Genomic DNA, 18,494 nt, shown 5'->3' on the forward strand with positions numbered 1-18,494 from the left:
CGGTAGAATCGTCCGGTGCTCTTCTGTCTGTCCGCGAACCACCGGAACACCGAGTTCGACGTGCTCGACCGGGTTTCGCGTAGCGCGGACGCCAGCCCCGAGACGATCCTGACGAACCACGACTTCGTCCGCGGCGCGGTCGTGCTCGCCACCTGCAACCGCTTCGAGGCCTACCTCGACATCGACGAGCCGCTCACCGGCGGAGCCGCCCTCGCACGCGAAGCGGTGCTCGACTCCCTGGGCCCGCTCGGCGACGGCGACGTGGACGCGCTGCGCGCCTCGGCCGTTGCCCTGTCGGGCGACGACGTCGTGCGACACCTCTTCGCGGTGAGCTCGGGGCTCGAGTCCATGGTGCTCGGCGAGGACGAGATCACCGGCCAGGTGCAGCGCGCTCTCGCCGCCGCCCGCGCCCGCGGGGCGACGACCCCGCAGCTCGAGCAGGCGTTCCAGCGGGCTGCGCACACCACGCGCGAGGTGCGCGCGACCTCCGACCTCGGCGCCGCCGGTCGCTCGCTCGCCCGCATCGCCCTCGACATGGTCGACTCCCGCGTCACCGACTGGGCCGACGTGCGGGTGCTGCTGGTCGGCACCGGTCAGTACGCCGCGACGACGATCGCCGCCCTGCAGGCGCGGGGCGCGCTCGACATCACGGTGTTCTCGTCGACGGGCCGTGCCGAGCGCTTCGCCGCCCGTTACGGCATCCGCTCGGCTGCAGACCTGCGCACCGCCATGGTCGACGCCGACGTCGTGATGACATGCACCGCGCGCTACACGGTCACCGCCGACGAGATCCCCGACCACCGGCCGCGCCTGGTCATCGACCTGGGCCTGCCCCGCAACGTCGACCAGGCCGTCGCCGACGTCCCCGGCATCGAGCTGATCGATCTCGAGCTCATCGGCCGTCACGCCGCGCTCCCCGAGCTCGGCGGACGCGGCGCCCACGAGGTGGTCGGATCGCACGCCGCCACGTTCGCGGCCGAGCGGGATGCCGCCCCCGCCGTCGTGGCCGTGCGCGGACACATCCAGACGGCACTCGAGGCCGAGCTCGCCCGGGTGAAGGACGCCGACCCGGGCGCCGACGCCACCCGCGCGGCCCTGCGCCACCTCGCCGGGGTGCTCTCGCACACTCCGTCGGTGCGCGCACGCGAGTTCGCCGCCGCCGGCCGCCTCGACGAGTTCGAAGCGGCGCTCGAGACGGTGTTCGGACTCGAGGTGGCGCGCCGCGCCGCCCAGGACATCGACATCCCCCGCGCCGCGGGCTGAGCCCGGTCCTCCGCTTCTCGCGCCGGGCGGAGGAGATGTCGCCGGCCGGAGGAGACACCCGCACGTACGCGTCCTCCCCCGCGCGATCCGTCCTCCGCCCGCGGCGGCCGGCGGAGGGCACCGACCGCGGTCAGCTGCGGCTGAGGTCCGCCGGATCGGTCGTGGGCAGCCGGCACGCGAAGTCGCGGCAGTCGTAGGCCGTCGCAGCCCCTCCCTCGGCGACCTTGCCCTCGAGCAGGTCGAAGCCGGCCGCCGCCCACTCCTCCGCCTGCGCGGCGGTGACCTGCACGACCGCGTCGGCCCGGACCTCGGCCAGTGCGGCGTGCATCGCGGTGCCGCTCGCGTCCGAGACCACGACCACCTGCCGCGGCGGCCGCGCCAGCGAGGCGGCGACGCGCAGGAGGGTTCCGTGACCGAGCGGCTGCGCCACGGCGCTCGGCCCCCAGGCGGAGACCAGTCGCTCTGCGACGCGACGCCAGCCGTCGCCCGCACCCACCTGCCAGAGGGCGAGCGCGGCGGAAGCTATGGACGCGGGACCGCTCGGCTCGTCGGCGTCGGAGGCCCCGGGTGACGCTTGCACCCCGCCGGCCGCGAGGACCGGATCGTCGCCGCCCGGCGCCCGGAGGCCGCCGGTCGCGTCCAGGCACGCCGCGACGAGCTCGCGAGCACGGGTGGCGAACCGGGCCTCCCCGGTCGCCGCGGCGAGCGCGACGAGCCCCTCGGCCAGCTGCCCGTGGTCGGCGAGGGTCCCGGGAGCAGGCGAGAGCGTGCCGTCGAGGGATGCGCGATGCAGCATCCCGTCGGCGTCGACGTTCGCGACGAGGACGGCTTCGGCGGCTCGTCGGGCGGCCTCCACCCAGTCGGCACGCGAGAAGCGGATGCCGGCACGGCACAGTGCGCCGATCGCGAGACCGTTCCAGCCGCTGACGACCTTCGCGTCCACGGCCGGCGGCTCCAGCCCCGCGCGGCCCGCGGCGTCGCGGCGATAGTAGCCGCCTTCGTCGCGGGCGCCGTCGATCCAGGACTCGGAGTCCTGGGCCGCACCGAACCCGCCTGGGGCCCGTCGGAGCGTGCCCGTGAGGAACGCGGCGATGCCGGCCGCGACGTGGGCGAGATCGACGCCCGAACGCGGGCCCGCCGCGGCCGCGACATCGAGCAGCTGGGCGTTGTCGGTCAGCATCCGCTCGTAGTGCGGAACCGTCCAATCGGGTCGGGTGGCGTAGCGGAAGAATCCGCCTTCGACGGCGTCGCGCAGGGGCGAGCGCGACATCGCACCCAGCGCCCGGTCCGCGACCGCTGCCGCTTCGGGCGCCGCATCCGAGACGAGCGGATGCTGCAGGAAGCGCAGGGCCGTCGCGACAGGGAACTTCGGCGCCGCCTCGTGGGGGCCCGCCGACGTCAGCCCGCCGTACCGCGCGTCCTCGTACGCGGCGAGGGCTCGGGCGGCGTCGGCGACCGTGGCGGCGGACGGGGGCCCGGCCTCCTCCGGGCCCGCCCGAGGCAGGTCGGCCAGCGCGGCGACGACGGCCGATGCCGTGGCGTCGACCTCGGATCGCCGCGTCGTCCACGCCTCGGTGACGGCGTGCAGCACCTGGGTGAACGAGGGCATACCGCCGCGGGGCTCGGGCGGGAAGTAGGTGCCGGCGAAGAACGGGCGGCCCTCGGGCGTGACGAAGACCGTCAGCGGCCAGCCGAGTCCGCGGGTGAAGGCGGCCGCGGCCGCCATGTAGGCGGCGTCGACATCGGGGTGCTCTTCGCGGTCCACCTTCACCGCGACGAAGCCGTCGTCGATCACGGCGGCGGTGGCGGCATCCTCGAAGGACTCCCGCGCCATGACGTGACACCAATGGCAGGTGGAGTACCCGATCGACACCATGACGGGCAGGTCACGGCGTCGCGCCTCGTCGAAAGCCGCTTCACCCCACGGGTACCACGCCACCGGGTTGGCGGCGTGGGCGCGGAGGTACGGGCTCGTCGACGAGGCGAGACGCTCGTTCACATCCGGTCGGCTCTCAGTTGACCTCGTCGGGGTGGGCGCTGACGCGACCCGAACCGTCGGCGATGTTCATGGCGTCGATGCTCGCGACCTCGTCGGCCGACAGCTCGAAGTCGAGCACGTCGAGGTTCTCCTGGAGGCGCTCGCGCTTGACCGACTTGGGGAAGACGATGAAGCCCTTCTGCAGGTGCCAGCGGATGACCACCTGGGCGGGGGTCTTGCCGTGGGCTGTCGCGGCGCCGGCCACCGGCTCCGCACCGAACAGGTCGTACTTGCCCTGACCGAGGGGTCCCCACGACTCGATCGCCACGCCGTTGGCGGCGGCCCACTCGGTGATGTCGCGCTGCTGGTAGGCGGGGTGCAGCTCGATCTGGTTGACCGCCGGAACGACGCCGGTCGCCGCCACGATGCGCTCGAGGTGCGGCACGAGGTGGTTGGAGACGCCGATGCTGCGGGTGAAGCCCGCGGCGCGGATCTCGATCATCTTCTCCCACGCGTGGACGTAGTTGTCGTGTGCGGGGGTCGGCCAGTGCACGAGATACAGGTCGACCTTCTCGAGCCCGAGCCGTTCGAGGCTCTCGGCGATCGCCTGGTGCGGCTCGTCGCCGTCATGCCGGTCGTTCCACAGCTTCGTGGTCACGTAGAGGTCGTCGCGGGGGATGCCGCTGGTGGCGATCGCCGCGCCGACGCCTTCCTCGTTGCCGTAGATGGCGGCGGTGTCGATGTGGCGGTAGCCGAGCTCGAGCGCTTCACTGACCGCGCGCTCGGTGTCGGCGGCGGGCACCTTGAAGACGCCGTAGCCGAGCTGGGGGATGCTGTTGCCGTCGTTGAGGGCGATGGTGGGAATGCTCATCCGTCCAGACTAGGCACTGAGGACCGACCTGCGTCCGGATCCGCCGCGGGCGGGATGCGGGCCGCGGCGGCCGATACGATGGAAGGCTATGTCCGCGCGCGAACCCGTGATCGTCTACCCGCCCGAGCTGCCGGTCAGCGCGGCGCGGAACGAGATCGCCGACGCCATCCGCGACAACCAGGTGGTCATCGTCGCCGGCGCGACCGGCTCGGGCAAGACCACGCAGCTGCCGAAGATCTGCCTCGAGCTCGGCCGCACGCGCATCGCCCACACCCAGCCGCGCCGCATCGCCGCGCGGACGATCGCCGAACGCATCGCCGAGGAGCTCCAGGTCCCGCTGGGCGGCGCCGTCGGGTACAAGGTGCGCTTCACCGACCAGGTGTCGGAAGACACCCGGATCGCCCTCATGACCGACGGCATCCTCCTCAACGAGATCCACCGCGACCGCCTGCTGCGCCGGTACGACACGATCATCGTGGACGAGGCCCACGAGCGCTCGCTCAACGTCGACTTCCTGCTGGGGTACCTCCACCGGATCCTGCCGAAGCGCCCCGACCTCAAAGTCATCATCACCAGCGCGACGATCGACCCCGAGAGCTTCGCCCGTCACTTCGCCGCCCCCGCCTCGGCTCCGACCGGCGAGCCCCGTCCCGCACCCGTCGTCGAAGTGTCAGGACGCACCTACCCGGTCGAGGTCCGCTACCGTCCGGCGGTCGCTGACGGCGCGACGGCCGAGGATGCGGGAGACGACGTCGACGCGCTCGTCGGTGCGCTCCGCGAACTCGACCGTGAGCCCGCCGGCGACGTCCTGGTCTTCCTGCCGGGCGAGGCCGAGATCCGCGACGCGATGGATGCCGTCCGCGGCATGTACGCGAAGGATGCCGCCCCGACGGAGGTCCTTCCCCTGTACGGGCGCCTGAGCGCCGCCGAGCAGCATCGTGTCTTCGAGCGCTCCGCCGTCGCGGGCGTTCGACGACGGGTCATCCTCGCCACCAACGTCGCCGAGACGAGCCTGACCGTCCCCGGCATCCGGTACGTCATCGACGGCGGAACGGCGCGCATCTCGAGATGGTCGTCCCGCAGCAAGATCCAGCGCCTTCCGATCGAGCCGATCTCGCAGGCGTCCGCGCAACAGCGCTCCGGTCGCGCCGGTCGCACCGCTCCGGGGATCGCCATCCGCCTCTACGGCGAGGACGACTTCGCCCGTCGCGACGAGTACACCGAGCCCGAGATCCTGCGCACCAGCCTCGCCTCGGTCATCCTGCAGATGCTCGCACTCGGCTTCGGTGACATCTCCGCCTTCCCCTTCCTCACCCCACCCGACTCGCGCGGCGTCCGCGCCGCGTTCGAACTGCTCGTCGAACTGGGAGCTGTCGAGACCGCCATCGCAGGCCGCAGTCCCGAGAAGGATGCCCGGCTGACGAAGATCGGCCGCGACATCGCGCGGCTGCCGATCGACCCGCGCTTCGCGCGCATGCTCATCGAGGCCCAGCGCAGCGGCGTCCAGCGAGAGGTCCTCGCGATCGTCGCGGGGATGTCGATCCAGGACGTGCGCGAGCGCCCGGAGGAGCGGCGCGAGGAAGCCGATCGGTTCCACTCGCGCTTCATCGACCCGACGAGCGACTTCCTGACGCTGCTGAACCTGTGGAACCACCTGCAGGAGAAGCAGGCCGAGCTCGGATCCAGCGCGTTCCGGCGGATGTGCCGTGCCGAACACCTGAACTACGTCCGTGTCCGCGAGTGGGCCGACGTCCACCGGCAGCTGAGTGCGCTGGTCAAAGCCCCGAAGCACCGCGGCCCGACCGAGGCGGCCGACCCCGACGCGGTCCACAAGGCGATCCTCGCGGGGCTCCTCTCGCACATCGGTCTGCGGGACGAGCGCTCGACCACCCCGGCGCGCGGCGCCGACCGCAGTACCGGCCGCGAGAGCCAGCGACGGGGAGCGGAGTACCTCGGCGCGCGGGGCGCGCGCTTCGCGATCTTCCCCGGCTCCGGGCTGCGCAAGAAGCAGCCGAGCGCCGTGATGGCCGCCGAACTGGTCGAGACCAGCCGGCTCTTCGCGCGCACCGTCGCCGCCATCGACCCCGAGTGGGCCGAATCGCTCGCGGGAGATCTCGCCAAGCGCCGGCTGAGCGAACCGCACTGGTCCAAGACCGCGGGTGCGGCATCCGCCTACGAGAAGGTCACCCTCTTCGGCGTCGAGATCGTGCCCAAGCGGCGCGTGCAGCTGGCGCGGTTCGACCGCCCGCTGGCGCGGGAGCTGTTCCTTCGCCACGCGCTGGTCGAGGGCGACTGGGAGACGAGCCACCTCGACAAGCGGCTGACGGCCTTCGAGCGCCGCAACCTCGAGCTGCGGCGCCGCCTCGAGAAGGTCGAGGAGCGAGAGCGTCGACGGGACATCCTCGTCGGCGACGAGGCGGTGTACGCCTTCTACGAGGCGCGGATCCCCCGCGACGTGTACGACGCGCGCTCGTTCGAGGCGTGGTGGAAGGACGCGAGCGCGCGCACGCCGAAGCTGCTCGACATGACCGAGGCCGACCTCGTCGACGACGCGTCGCGCGGTGACGAGCGCGACTTCCCGGCGCGCTGGCGCCAGGGCGATCAGGTCCTCTCGCTCGCGTACCGCTTCGAGCCGGGCGCCGAAGACGACGGCGTGACGGTCGTCGTCCCCCTCGCCCTGCTCGCGCAGCTGCGCCCCGACGGATTCGACTGGCAGGTGCCCGGCATGCGCCACGACCTGATCGCCGGCCTGCTGCGCTCGCTGCCGAAGTCGATCCGCCGCAGTGTCGTCCCCGCCGCCGACTGGGCGGCGAAGTTCGCCGACGAACTCCGCGACGCCGGACCCGAATCCCACGAGGGGATGCCGCCGGCCACGCTTCGCGATGCGCTGGCCGCCCGCATCCAGCGCATCGCGAATCAGCCGGTGACGGCCGCGGACTTCGACCTCGAGCGCGTGCCGGGTCACCTGCGAATGTCGTTCCGCGCGGTGGACGCCCGCGGGCGCCCCGCCGGCAGCGACCGCGAGCTGGCAGTGCTCCAGCAGCGGCTCGCCGACCGCGCGCGGCAATCGGTCGCGACCTCGATCGAGCGCTCCGCGGGCCGCGGCGGCGAAGCGAACGGACCGCGCCGCGGGCCCGCGGCGCCCGCCGGTCCGGGCGCACCGGCGGGTCCGGCATCCGGCTTCGCCGAACGCACGGGGTTGACGACGTGGTCGTTCGGCGACCTGCCCGAGGTCGTCGACACGCGTGTGGCGGGCGGCGTCGTGCGCGGCTACCCGGCCGTGGTCGACGCGGGCGACACCGTGGACATCCGGATCGATTCCACCGCCGAGTCCGCCGCGGCCGCGACGCGCGCGGGCGTCCGCCGTCTGCTTCTGCTGGCGGTCCCCTCACCCGCCCCGTACGTCCTCGAACACCTCACCAGCCCCGAGAAGCTCGCCCTGGCGTCGTCGCCGTACTCCTCGGCGAAGGCCCTCATCGAGGACGCGCGGCTCGCCGTGGCCGATGCCGTCCTCGACCGCGTGGCGCCCGGGGGCGTCCGCACCTCCGCCGCCTTCGACGGGGCGCGCGACGCGTTCTCGGCGGTCGTGGTGGACGAGCTGTTCCAGACGGTGTCGCTGGCTGCCCGCATCCTCACCCTCGGCAGGGACGTCGAGCGGGCGATGCGCACCCAGAACTCGCTCACGCTTCTCGGCGCCCTCGGCGACGTGAAGGCGCAGGTCGCGGGGCTGGTGCCCAACGGCTTCGTCTCGCGGACGGGCACGGCGCGCCTCGCGCACCTGCCGCGCTACCTGCAGGGAGCCCTCGAACGCGTGCGTGGTCTCGCCGACAACGCCGGTCGCGACCGTCAGCGCATGAGCGAGTACGAACGCGCCTACGCCGTCTACGCCGAGGCGGGCGGCTCCATCCCGCTCGCCGACGCGGCGACGCCCGCGCTCGCACGCACCCGCTGGCTGCTCGAGGAGTACCGCATCAGCCTGTTCGCCCAGCACCTCGGCACGGCCGAACCGGTCTCGCCGCAGCGCATCAACAAGGCGCTGCGGGAATAGCCCGGCGCGTCGTCGTCGTTCGCCCCGGTATGAGCTCCGCGATCGTCTACACCGCCCTCGGCGACCCCGGGGTCCTGCGCATGGTCGACATCGACACCCCGGCGCCGGGTCCGGGACAGCTCGGAATCCGCGTCGAAGCAGCCGGCGTCAACCCCATCGACGCCAAACTCCGTTCCGGCCTGCGTCCTTCCGGACCCATCGCCGAACCGCGGCGCGTCGGAGCCGACGGAGCGGGTGTCGTCACCGCGATCGGCGACGGCGTCGAGGGGTTCCGCCCGGGCGACGCCGTCGTGTTCTTCGGTGCCGCGGGCGCGTACGCCTCCGACGTCGTCCTGCCCGCCGACCGCGTGCTCCCGCGCCCACCGGGTGTCGACGCCGCCACGGGCGCGGCGATCGGCATCCCCGTCAGCACCGCCTATCAAGCGCTGCGCTCCCTCGCCGTCGGCCCGGGCGACACGCTCCTCCTGCACGCCGGATCCGGTGCCGTCGGCCAGGCGGCCGTCCAGTTCGCGGTGCTGTGGGGCGCGCGGGTGATCGCCACCGCCTCCCCCGCGCGCGCCGCCCGTGTCGCACAGCTCGGCGCCGAGCCCGTCGCGTACGGCGCGGGGCTGAGCGAGCGCGTGCGCGAGATCGCCCCCGACATCACCGTCGCCCTCGACGCCGCCGGTACCGACGAGGCCCTTCAGACCTCACTCGACCTGGTCGCCGACCGCGACCGCATCGCGACGCTGGTCAGGGGCAAGGATGCCGCGGGCCTCGGAATCCGTGCGTTCAGCGGTGGCAGCCCGGTGCCCTTGTCCGCGCGAGCGCAGAGCTGGCGGGCCGAGGCGATCCCGGTGACGCTCGCCCTGCTGGCGGCCGGCCGCTTCGACGTCGAGCTCGGGCCCGCGCTGCCCCTGGCCGAGGCGGCCGAGGCGCACCGGCGGGTGGAGGCCGGCATCGCCGGCAAGATCACCCTGACACCCTGACGCCCTGACGCCCGCCGATCTGTCGACGAGGGCTTGCTCACCGCGCCGGCCCGCAACAGTACGACATACGATCGCGGTCGATCCGGCCCCCGGTCCGACAATGGACCCATGCCCGAGTCTCCGCGCGCCTTCGCCACGGCGCAGGTTCAGGCCGGGTTCGACCCCGGCGTCGCCGAGAACACCGCCGTGCCGCCCATCCACCAGTCGAACGCGTTCGAGTTCGCGTCGCTCAGCGAGGCGCGCGACCTGTTCGCACTCCGCCGCGAGGGCAACATCTACAGCCGCGCCGCCAACCCCACCGTCCTGGTGTTCGAGCGTCGCGTCGCCGCGCTCGAGGGCGGCGTCGCCGCCGCCGGCGTAGCCTCGGGGCAGGCGGCCGTGGCCGTCGCCCTTCTCGCGCTGGCCAAGAGCGGCGAGCACATCGTCGCCGCCCGCCAGCTCTACGGCGGCACGGTCGACCTCCTGGCCGACACGTTCGCCGACTGGGGCATCGACGTCACCTTCGTCGACCAGGACGACCTGACCGCGTGGGCCGACGCGATCCGTCCGACCACCCGGGCGCTGTTCGCCGAGTCGGTGACGAACCCGATCGCGCAGGTCCTCGACATGCGGCCGGTCGCCGACATCGCCCACGCCGCTGGGGTCCCCCTCGTCATCGACGCCACCGTCGCGACCCCGTACCTTCAGCGCGCCAAGGATCACGGCGCCGACATCGTCGTGCACTCGGCCACCAAGTTCCTGGGCGGGCACGGCACCTCGCTCGGCGGCGTCGTCGTCGACCTCGGCACGTTCGACTTCGGTGCCGAACCGGCCCGCTGGCCGCAGCTGACCGAGCCCTACACCCGCGTGCACGGGGGCAGCCTGCTCGACCGCTGCGCCGAGACCGGCTCGGCCTACATCACGCTGGTCAAGACCAAGTACGTGCACGATCTCGGCCCGTCGCTGTCGGCGTTCAACGCCTTCCAGCTGCTGCAGGGCATCGAGACCCTCGACCTGCGGATGGGACGGCACGCCGCCAACGCGCTCGAGGTCGCCCGCTTCCTCGACACCCACCCCGCCGTCGCGCGCGTGCACCATCCGGGGCTCGCCACCAGCCCGTGGCACGACCTCGCGACGCGGTACCTCCCGCGCGGCGCCGGCTCGGTCTTCTCGTTCGATCTGCCGACCACGGGCGACGACGAGTCGGACTTCGCCCGCGTCGAGTCCTTCATCGCCCGTCTGCGGGTGGTGCGCCTGGTCGCGAACATCGGCGACGCCCGCAGCCTCGTCGCCCACCCGGCATCCATGACGCACAGCCACATGTCGGCGGCGCAGCTGGCCGAGGCGGGTATCTCTTGGACCACGGTGCGCCTGTCGATCGGTCTCGAGGACGCCGCCGACGTCATCGCCGACCTCGGCGACGCGCTCGCGACGCTGACGCCTCTCGAGAACGCGCCGGCCGCTCAGCCCGCGCTGATCAGCGCTCGGTAGAACTCCACGCCCCGTTCCCACACCGACACGCGGATGCGCTCGTCGTGCGCGTGCAGCGCATCGCGCTCGGGCCGCGTGAGGTGGAAGGGCGTGAATCGGTAGACGTGGTCGCTGATGGCGCAGAACCATCGGCTGTCGCTCGCCCCGAGCTGCAGGTACGGCGTCGTGACGATCTCGCCGCCGAGGCCGTCGCGCACCGCCGCCGCGACACGGCGCCATGCGGGTCCGGTCCACGGCGAGACCGGCGACGGCTCCGAGGCATGCCGCACCTCGACCGCCACGCGGTCGTCGGCCACGACGCGGCGGATCCGTGCCGTCGCCGCCGCGACGCTCTCACCGGTCAGCAGCCGCACGTTCACGGAGGCCCGCGCGGTCGTGGCCATCACGTTCTCGCCCGCCGCGCCCTGCAGCTGCGTGACCACCGCGGTCGTGCGCACCGTCGCGTTGAGCTCGGGGCCGAGTCGCGCGAGGACGGTGGCGACCAGGGGTCCCGTGACCGCCAGCGAGCGCAGCAGTGTCCGCAGCGGCTGCGGCGCGTGCGGGGCGAGGGTGGTGAGCATGGCACGCACCGGCGGCACTAGGCGAGGGCGGAACGGATGCCGCCGCAGGCGGTCGATCGCGCGGGCCAGCCGCGCCGTGGCGGGCATCGCGGGCGGCGTCGAGGCGTGCCCGCCGCTCTCGCGCACGATCAGCTCGAGAGTCATGACCCCGCGCTCCGCGACGCCGACCATCGCGGTGGGCACGCCCACGCCAGGGACGACGCCGTCGACCACCGCACCGCCCTCGTCGAGCACGAGCCCGGGACGCACGCCCCGGTCCGCGAGGGCCGCGACGAGTGCCCGAGCGCCGTCGCCCGCGGTTTCCTCGTTGTGCCCGAACGCCAGGTACACATCCGCCGCGGGCGTGAAGCCCTCGCTCACGAGCGACTCCACCGCCTCGAGGATGGCCGCGAGCGCGCCCTTGTCGTCGATCGCCCCCCGCGCGTGGATCTCGGCGTCCTCGCCCGATCCGACGATGCGCGCCTCGAAAGGCGGATGCCGCCACTCCGACTCGACGACCGGCACGACGTCCAGGTGCGCCATGAGCACGAGCGGTGCGTCCGCCGAGGCGCCAGGCCACCGCATGAGCACGGAATGCCCCGCCACGATCTCGCGTTCGAGCGCGGCGTGCAGCGCGGGGTACAGCCGCTGCATCGCCTCGCGGAGCTCGGCGAAGCGCGCCCAGTCGGTGAGGGATTCGTCGACGTGCGAGACGGTGGGGATCCGCAACAGCTCGCGGAACCGGTCGACGGGCGTGCTCATTCCCCGAGCGTAGCCATGGCGGTCCGGCGTGCGCCGCTACGCTCGGAGGATGACCGGAATCAGATGGGGCATCCTCGGGCCGGGCGGTATCGCCCATGCGTTCGCGAGCGACCTGCGCACGGCGGGCCTGGAGCTGGCGGCCGTCGGGTCGCGACGGCGCGCGTCGGCCGAGGCGTTCGCGGCCGAGTTCGGCGCGGCGCGCGCGCACGGCTCGTACGAAGAGCTCGTGGCCGATCCCGACGTCGACATCGTCTACATCGCCACTCCGCACCCGATGCACGCCGACAACGCCGTCCTCGCCCTCGAAGCGGGCAAGCACGTCCTCGTCGAGAAGCCGTTCACCCTGACCGGCCCCGAGGCCGATCGGGTGCGCGACGTGGCGCGGGAGCGCGGACTGCTGGCGATGGAGGCCATGTGGACCCGGTACCTGCCGCACATGATCCGGATCCGCGAGATCATCGCCGCCGGCACCCTCGGTGAGATCCGTGCCGTCATGGCCGATCACACGCAGCGGATCTCGAGCGACCCGAGTCACCGTCTGAACGACCTCGCCCTGGGCGGCGGGGCGCTGCTGGACCTCGGGATCTACCCCGTCTCGTTCGCCCACGACATCCTGGGCGCACCGGTGTCCCTCACCGCCGCGGGGCGGCTGGGCGAGACCGGCGCCGACACCGAGGTCGCGACGATCATGATCCACGCCTCCGGTGCGCTGTCCACCTCGCTGTCGGCATCGCGGTCGGCCGGGCCCAACAGCGCGCACATCGTCGGCACCGAGGCCCGCATCGACATCGACCGCGTCTGGTACACCCCGACGACCTTCCGGGTGAGCGCACCGGACGGCACGGTGCTCGAGGAGTACCGCTCCGAGGTCGCCGGTCGCGGCATGCAGTATCAGGCGATCGCGGCCGAGACGGCCATCACCGGCGGACGGCTCGACAGCGACCTGCTGCCGCTGGACGAGTCGGTCGCGATCATGCACGTCCTCGACGACATCCGCTCGCGGATCGGCGTCGCCTACCCCGGAGAACGCTGATGCCCGATCTGCAGAACCCCCGCGTCGCGGTCTACCTCGACTTCGACAACATCGTGATGAGCTGGTACGACCGTGTGCACGGCAAGAGCTCGTACATGCGCGACCGGCAGAAGATGCCCGATGCGGAGTTCGCCGATCAGCTCGCGGCCGCGCGCGTGGACGTCGGCGCGATCATCGACTACGCCGCGTCGTTCGGCACCCTCGTGCTCACCCGCGCCTACGCCGACTGGTCCTCCCCCGTCAACGCGAAGTACCGAGACCAGCTGGTGGCCCGCGCCGTCGACCTCGTGCAGCTGTTCCCGGCGGCGGCGTACGCCAAGAACGGCGCCGACATCCGCCTCGCCGTCGACGCGGTCGAGGACATGTTCCGTCTCCCCGACCTCACCCACGTCGTGATCGTCGCCGGCGACAGCGACTACGTCCCGCTCGCGCAGCGCTGCAAGCGGCTCGGTCGCGTGGTGGTCGGCGTCGGCGTCGCCGGTTCCACCGCCAAGTCGCTCGCCGCGGCCTGTGACCAGTTCGACTCCTACGACTCCCTGCCCGGGGTGAGCGTCCCGCAGACCGAGAAGCCGGCGACGGATGCCGCGACGCGGCGCACCCGCAAGACCAAGACGACCGCCGACCCCGAAGGCGATCTGCTCGAGCGGGCGCTGCGGCTCGAGAGCGAGCGCACCGACGACGAGTGGGTGCACGCCTCCGCCCTGAAGAGCCTGCTCAAGCGGATGGACCCCTCCTTCAGCGAGAAGTCCCTCGGGCACCGCAGCTTCACCGATTACATCGCCGCCCACCCCGCTATCGCCGATCTGAAGGAGGAGGGCAACGTGCGCCTGGTGAGACTGGCCGCCGAACGCGCCTGATCGTCTTCGCCGGGCCTCGCGGTACAGTGTGCTCGTGGCACGCCGAGGAGTCCCGCCTGGCTCGCAGTCCTCTCTGCGAGAAGCCAACCGCGCCCGCGTGGTGGACTCGCTGAAGCGGCACGGCCGCCTCACGCAGGTCGAGCTCGCCGGCAGCACCGGGCTGTCGCCGGCGACGGTGTCGAACATCGTCAAGGAGCTCACCGCCACGGGCATCCTGCACACCTCGATGACCTCGCGCAGCGGCCGGCGGGCGACGCTCGTGTCGCTCGCGCGTCAGCTGGGGCTCGTCGCCGGGGTCCATTTCAGCTCGCGCCACCTGCGGATCGCCATCGCGGACGCAACGCGCACGATCGTGTCGCAGTCGGCACTCCCTCTCGCCCTCGACCACCGCGCCGACGCCGAGCTGGAACGACTCACCCTGCTGCTCAGCGACATGATGGACTCCCTCGGCGGCAGCGTGAGCGATCTCCTGGCCGTCGGGCTGGCCGTTCCGGCGCCGGTCGACCCCCGGACCGGCATGGTCTCGGCCACGGGGCTGCTGCGCGGCTGGGAGGGCATCGACATCGCCGAGAGCCTGACGCTCCGCATCGGCCGGCCGGTGTACGTCGACAGCGAGGCGAACCTCGGAGGCCTCGCCGAGGCGCGCGAGGGCAGCGCCCGCGACGCCGCGTCGGCGGTGTACATCCGCGTGGGCCACACCATCAGCGCGGGCCTGGTCGTCGGCGGCGACCTCTTCCGCGGCGTCAACGGCAAGGCGGGGCAGGTCGGTCACGTCACCATCGACGAGAACGGCCCCATCTGCCGCTGCAGCAACCGGGGGTGCCTCGAGACGTACGCCGGCGCGCCGGCGCTGCTGTCGCTGTTCCCGCCGGGCGAGGGTATGCAGCGGCTGAGCGACCTGCTGAGCGCAGCCGAAGCCGGCGACGGCAGCGCGCGGCGGGTGATCGCCGACGCCGGCCGTCACATCGGCATCGCGGCGGCGAGCGTGTGCAACCTGTTCGACCCCGAGCTCATCGTCGTCGGCGGCGAACTGGCCGAGGCGGGCGAGATCCTCATGGCCCCCATGCGCCATTCCCTCGAGCGCACCGCCCTGTCATCGAGCGCCGGTCTGCCCGAGATCGTCGGTTCGTCCTTCGCGGAGTGGGCCGAGGTGCGCGGGGCGATCGCGATCGCCCTCGACCACGTGTCCGTCGACGCCGGCGCCGGCGCCGTCCCCATCACCGCCTGACCGGATGCGTCGCCCGCACCCGTCGCGTCGTCGCGGCATCCGCTCGCTTCTGCTCGGCGTCGCGGTGCTGTGCGCCGGAACGGGACTCGCCGGGTGCGACGCCTCGGGCTCGGGCGCGTCCGACGGCACGATCGCCTTCCTGCTGCCCGATGTGAAGACCGCGCGGTACGAGACCTTCGACCGGCCGTTCTTCGAGGCGCGCGTGGCCGAGCTCGGCGACTACGACGTGCTGTACTCCAATGCCGATCAGGATGCCGCCGAGCAGCAGCGTCAGGCCGAGTCGGCCCTGGCTGCCGGAACCGATGTGCTCGTCCTCGACCCCGTCGACGCGCGCGCGGCCGTGAGCATCGTCGCGGCGGCGAACGCGCAGGGGGTTCCGGTGGTGTCGTACGACCGCCTCATCGCCGGCGGCGACCTGGCGTATTACGTCTCCTTCGACAACGAGAAGGTCGGCGTTCTGCAGGCGACCGCTTTCGTCTCGGCCGTCGAGGCGGCTGCGGGGCCCGATGCCGGTGTCATCCTCGTCCACGGCTCCCCCACCGACAGCAACGCCGCGCTCTTCCGCGAGGGCGCCCGCGGCGTGATCGACGACTCGGGTCTGCGCATCCTCGCCGAGTACAGCACACCCGACTGGAGCCCCGACAAGGCGCAGGACTGGGTGGCGGGACAGGTGGCCCAGTTCGGCGACGAGATCGCCGGCGTGTACGCGGCCAACGACGGCACCGCCAGCGGAGCGGTCGCCGCGCTGAAGGCCGCCAACGTGTCGCCCTGGCCGGTCGTCACGGGGCAGGACGCCGAGCTCTCGGCGATCCAGCGCCTCCTCACCGGCGATCAGCACATGACCGTCTACAAGGCCATCAAGCCGCAGGCCGAGCTCGCGGCAGAGGTCGCCGTCGCCCTCCTCGTCGGCGACGAGGTCACCGCCCCGCTCGAGATCGACGGCACGCCCGCGACGCTCCTCGACCCCGTGCCGGTCACCGTCGACGACATCGCCGAGACGGTTGTCGCCGATGGGTTCTGGAGCATCGACGACATCTGCACGAGCGACTACGCCGCCGCCTGCGCCGCCGCCGGACTCGACTGATAGCCTGCCGCGGTGACGAAGCAGTCGGAGGCACCGGGCCGCGGGCGGCGCACGCGCGAGCGTGTGCTGACGATGCGCGGGATCGGCAAGCGCTTCGGCGCCGTCAAGGCGCTCACCGACGTGGACTTCTGGGTGAACGAGGGCGAGGTCGTCGCGCTCGTCGGCGACAACGGCGCGGGCAAGTCCACGCTCGTGAAGGTGCTCTCGGGGGTCCACCCTCCGGATGCCGGGATCATCGAGTTCGACGGCGAGACCGTCGAGATCGCCGACCCCGCCGACGCGCAGGAGCTGGGGATCGCGACCGTCTTCCAGGACCTCGCACTGTGCGACAACCTCGACGTCGTCGCGAACCTGTGGCTCGGGCAGGAGCTGCTGTCGTCGGGTCGCCTGGACGAGGTCGAGATGGAGGAGCGCACCTGGATGCTGCTGCGCGAGCTGTCGGCCAAGGTGCCGTCGGTGCGCATTCCGGTGGCGTCCCTCTCGGGCGGGCAGCGGCAGACGGTGGCGATCGCGCGATCGCTCGTCGGCGACCCGCGCGTGGTCATCCTCGACGAGCCGACCGCCGCGCTGGGAGTGGCCCAGACCGCCGAAGTTCTCGGCCTCATCGAACGGCTCCGCGAACGGGGCCACGGGGTCGTCCTCATCAGCCACAACATGGCCGACGTCATGGCCGTGGCCGATCGTGTCGTCGTGCTGCGGCTCGGACGCAACAACGGGGTGTTCAACGTCGTCGACGTGACCAGCGAGACGCTCATCTCCGCCATCACCGGAGCGATCGACCACGGCGCCGCCGCACGGGCGCGAGACGCGGCGCTGCGCGAGGCAGAGGCTGCTCGCACCGCCGGCGGCTCGGTCATCCCCATGACCGGCTCCCGTCGCGCGGGCGCGTCGCGAACGGACGACGCGTGAGCCGCGACGGCGACCTGGTGCGACTCGACGACGACGCCGACGACGGTCTGCTGTCCTCGTCGGGTCTGCGGCGCGCTGCCGCGGCCTTCGTCGAGCGCGTGCGCGGCGGCGACCTCGGCTCGCTGCCCGTCATCGTCGGGCTCGTGCTCATCTGGACGGTGTTCCAGGCGATGAACCCGGTGTTCCTCTCGAGCACGAACCTGGTGAACCTCACCATGCAGTGCGCAGCCATCGGCACGATCGCGCTCGGCATCGTCCTGGTGCTGCTGGTCGGCGAGATCGACCTGTCCGTCGGTTCGGTGTCAGGCCTGGCCGCCGCGGTACTCGCCGTGACGTTCGTGCAGCTCCAGTGGCACTCGATCCTCGCCCTTCTCGCTGCGGTCGCCGCGGGGGCGCTGGTCGGTCTCGTCTACGGATTCCTCTACACGCGCTTCGGGCTCCCGAGCTTCGTGATCACCCTCGCCGGCCTCCTCGGATTCCTGGGGCTGCAGCTGTGGGTGCTGGGCGACACCGGGTCGATCAACCTGCCGTTCGACTCGTTCATCGTGCAGTTCGCGCAGCAGATGTTCCTGCCCGCGTGGGCCTCGTACGTCCTGGCCGTCGCCGCCGCCGCCGGGTACGCCTGGGCGCGGGTCCTCCGCGCTCGTCGACGGGCCGCCGCCAACCTCATGAGCCAGAGCTACGCCGAGATCGCCGTGCGCTCGGCGGTCCTGCTCGTCTTCCTCGCGGTGTCGGCCTGGTACCTGAACCTCTCGCGCGGGGTCGGCGTGATGTTCCTGTTCTTCCTCGCGCTGGTGGTGGTGATGAACATCGCCCTCACCCGCACCCGGTGGGGTCGGGCGGTCTACGCGGTGGGCGGTTCGGTCGAGGCGACGCGACGCGCCGGCATCCGGGTGGACCGCATCTTCGTCTCGGTCTTCGTCCTGTGCTCGACGCTGGCCGCGGTGGGCGGCATCCTCGCCGCCGCACGCCTGGCCGCAGCGAATCAGAGCTCCGGTGCTGCCGACACCAACCTCAACGCCATCGCCGCCGCCGTGATCGGCGGCGCGAGCCTGTTCGGCGGGCGCGGCACGGCCTTCTCCGCACTGCTCGGGATCGTGGTCATCCAGTCGATCTCGTCAGGTTTGACGCTGATGAACCTCGATTCGTCGGTTCGTTACATGGTGACCGGTGTCGTCCTGGTGCTGGCCGTCATCGTCGACTCGATGTCCCGGCGGACCCGGGCGGCGACCGGTCGCGCCTGATCCGGAACACAAGTCGTAAACGCTTGCGCATACTGGTCACTCTCCGGTGAAATCGGTGCGCATTTCGACGCATAAGGACGCGTCGCCATGTTCTCGCGTTCGGCTTATGCGCCCGCCATACCGCGTTGCCAAAGCGTTACGTTCAAGTCTTGACGCCAACGCCGGATGCTTGGATGCTTGACCCAGCGCGATGCGATCACTGTGGACAGCGCTCGAACCTTCAACGATGAAAGGCGAATG

The 18,494-nt window shown here is 72.3% G+C and carries 13 protein-coding genes; 10 read left to right on the top strand and 3 right to left on the bottom strand.

The genetic code is table 11. The features are described from left to right. Positions 1-15: 15 nt before the first annotated feature. On the top strand, positions 16-1,263 hold the full coding sequence (locus NFR93_RS05005; RefSeq protein WP_251450518.1) for a glutamyl-tRNA reductase: 1,248 nt from the start codon (positions 16-18) through the stop codon (positions 1,261-1,263). Between the two features lie 130 nt (positions 1,264-1,393). On the opposite strand, the gene NFR93_RS05010 is transcribed toward NFR93_RS05005, so the two are convergent. After that, a complete protein-coding gene (locus NFR93_RS05010; protein WP_251450519.1) occupies positions 1,394-3,262 on the bottom strand; it encodes a thioredoxin domain-containing protein in 1,869 nt (622 codons plus the stop codon). A 13-nt stretch (positions 3,263-3,275) separates the two neighbouring features. Next, positions 3,276-4,112 (bottom strand): aldo/keto reductase, encoded by an 837-nt coding sequence (locus NFR93_RS05015; RefSeq protein ID WP_251450520.1) that lies wholly within the window; start codon positions 4,110-4,112, stop codon positions 3,276-3,278. Between the two features lie 88 nt (positions 4,113-4,200). On the opposite strand from NFR93_RS05015, the gene hrpA reads away from it, so the two are divergent. The 3 genes from hrpA to NFR93_RS05030 all read left to right on the top strand — a co-directional run bounded on the left by hrpA (position 4,201) and on the right by NFR93_RS05030 (position 10,598). Then, positions 4,201-8,160, top strand: coding sequence for an ATP-dependent RNA helicase HrpA (hrpA, locus tag NFR93_RS05020; RefSeq protein WP_251450521.1), 3,960 nt, complete (start codon positions 4,201-4,203; stop codon positions 8,158-8,160). Positions 8,161-8,189: 29 nt separating this feature from the next. Then, positions 8,190-9,128: a quinone oxidoreductase family protein gene (locus NFR93_RS05025; protein ID WP_251450522.1), complete on the top strand. Its 939-nt coding sequence runs from the start codon at positions 8,190-8,192 to the stop codon at positions 9,126-9,128. Between the two features lie 108 nt (positions 9,129-9,236). Further along, positions 9,237-10,598, top strand: a complete 1,362-nt coding sequence (locus NFR93_RS05030; RefSeq protein ID WP_251450524.1) for an O-acetylhomoserine aminocarboxypropyltransferase/cysteine synthase family protein — start codon at positions 9,237-9,239, stop codon at positions 10,596-10,598. On the opposite strand, the gene NFR93_RS05035 is transcribed toward NFR93_RS05030, so the two are convergent. Further along, entirely contained in the window at positions 10,571-11,899 is a 1,329-nt protein-coding gene (locus tag NFR93_RS05035) for a M20/M25/M40 family metallo-hydrolase (protein WP_251450526.1), read from the bottom strand. The genes NFR93_RS05030 and NFR93_RS05035 overlap by 28 nt on opposite strands. A 49-nt stretch (positions 11,900-11,948) precedes the next feature. Here NFR93_RS05035 and NFR93_RS05040 point away from each other — a divergent pair, with 49 nt between their 5' ends. The 6 genes from NFR93_RS05040 (at position 11,949) to NFR93_RS05065 (ending at position 18,254) form a co-directional block, all read left to right on the top strand. Continuing rightward, complete coding sequence (locus tag NFR93_RS05040) at positions 11,949-12,932, top strand: Gfo/Idh/MocA family protein (RefSeq protein WP_251450528.1); 984 nt, start codon at positions 11,949-11,951, stop codon at positions 12,930-12,932. Continuing rightward, entirely contained in the window at positions 12,932-13,789 is an 858-nt protein-coding gene (locus NFR93_RS05045; RefSeq protein WP_251450530.1) for an NYN domain-containing protein, read from the top strand. The genes NFR93_RS05040 and NFR93_RS05045 overlap by 1 nt, the downstream gene beginning before the upstream one ends. A 34-nt stretch (positions 13,790-13,823) precedes the next feature. Beyond that, positions 13,824-15,017 carry an ROK family transcriptional regulator gene (locus NFR93_RS05050; protein WP_251450532.1) on the top strand — a complete coding sequence of 398 codons (1,194 nt, stop codon included), beginning with the start codon at positions 13,824-13,826 and terminating at the stop codon, positions 15,015-15,017. A gap of 4 nt (positions 15,018-15,021) precedes the next feature. After that, positions 15,022-16,101 (top strand): sugar ABC transporter substrate-binding protein, encoded by a 1,080-nt coding sequence (locus tag NFR93_RS05055; protein ID WP_251450534.1) that lies wholly within the window; start codon positions 15,022-15,024, stop codon positions 16,099-16,101. A 72-nt stretch (positions 16,102-16,173) separates the two neighbouring features. Next, positions 16,174-17,010, top strand: coding sequence for an ATP-binding cassette domain-containing protein (locus tag NFR93_RS05060; protein WP_251451507.1), 837 nt, complete (start codon positions 16,174-16,176; stop codon positions 17,008-17,010). After that, positions 17,007-18,254 carry a sugar ABC transporter permease gene (locus NFR93_RS05065; protein ID WP_502846256.1) on the top strand — a complete coding sequence of 416 codons (1,248 nt, stop codon included), beginning with the start codon at positions 17,007-17,009 and terminating at the stop codon, positions 18,252-18,254. The genes NFR93_RS05060 and NFR93_RS05065 overlap by 4 nt, the downstream gene beginning before the upstream one ends. Positions 18,255-18,494: the final 240 nt, after the last annotated feature.

Origin of the sequence: Microbacterium sp. Marseille-Q6648 (genome assembly GCF_943181415.1) — a bacterium.
Lineage (GTDB): Bacteria > Actinomycetota > Actinomycetes > Actinomycetales > Microbacteriaceae > Microbacterium.

Coding starts and splice junctions, on each gene's coding strand:
- NFR93_RS05015 (WP_251450520.1), bottom strand. CDS start 4,112: ATGAGCATTCCCACCATCGCCCTCAACGACGGCAACAGCATCCCCCAG.
- hrpA (WP_251450521.1), top strand. CDS start 4,201: ATGTCCGCGCGCGAACCCGTGATCGTCTACCCGCCCGAGCTGCCGGTC.
- NFR93_RS05025 (WP_251450522.1), top strand. CDS start 8,190: ATGAGCTCCGCGATCGTCTACACCGCCCTCGGCGACCCCGGGGTCCTG.
- NFR93_RS05030 (WP_251450524.1), top strand. CDS start 9,237: ATGCCCGAGTCTCCGCGCGCCTTCGCCACGGCGCAGGTTCAGGCCGGG.
- NFR93_RS05035 (WP_251450526.1), bottom strand. CDS start 11,899: ATGAGCACGCCCGTCGACCGGTTCCGCGAGCTGTTGCGGATCCCCACC.
- NFR93_RS05040 (WP_251450528.1), top strand. CDS start 11,949: ATGACCGGAATCAGATGGGGCATCCTCGGGCCGGGCGGTATCGCCCAT.
- NFR93_RS05045 (WP_251450530.1), top strand. CDS start 12,932: ATGCCCGATCTGCAGAACCCCCGCGTCGCGGTCTACCTCGACTTCGAC.
- NFR93_RS05055 (WP_251450534.1), top strand. CDS start 15,022: ATGCGTCGCCCGCACCCGTCGCGTCGTCGCGGCATCCGCTCGCTTCTG.
- NFR93_RS05060 (WP_251451507.1), top strand. CDS start 16,174: ATGCGCGGGATCGGCAAGCGCTTCGGCGCCGTCAAGGCGCTCACCGAC.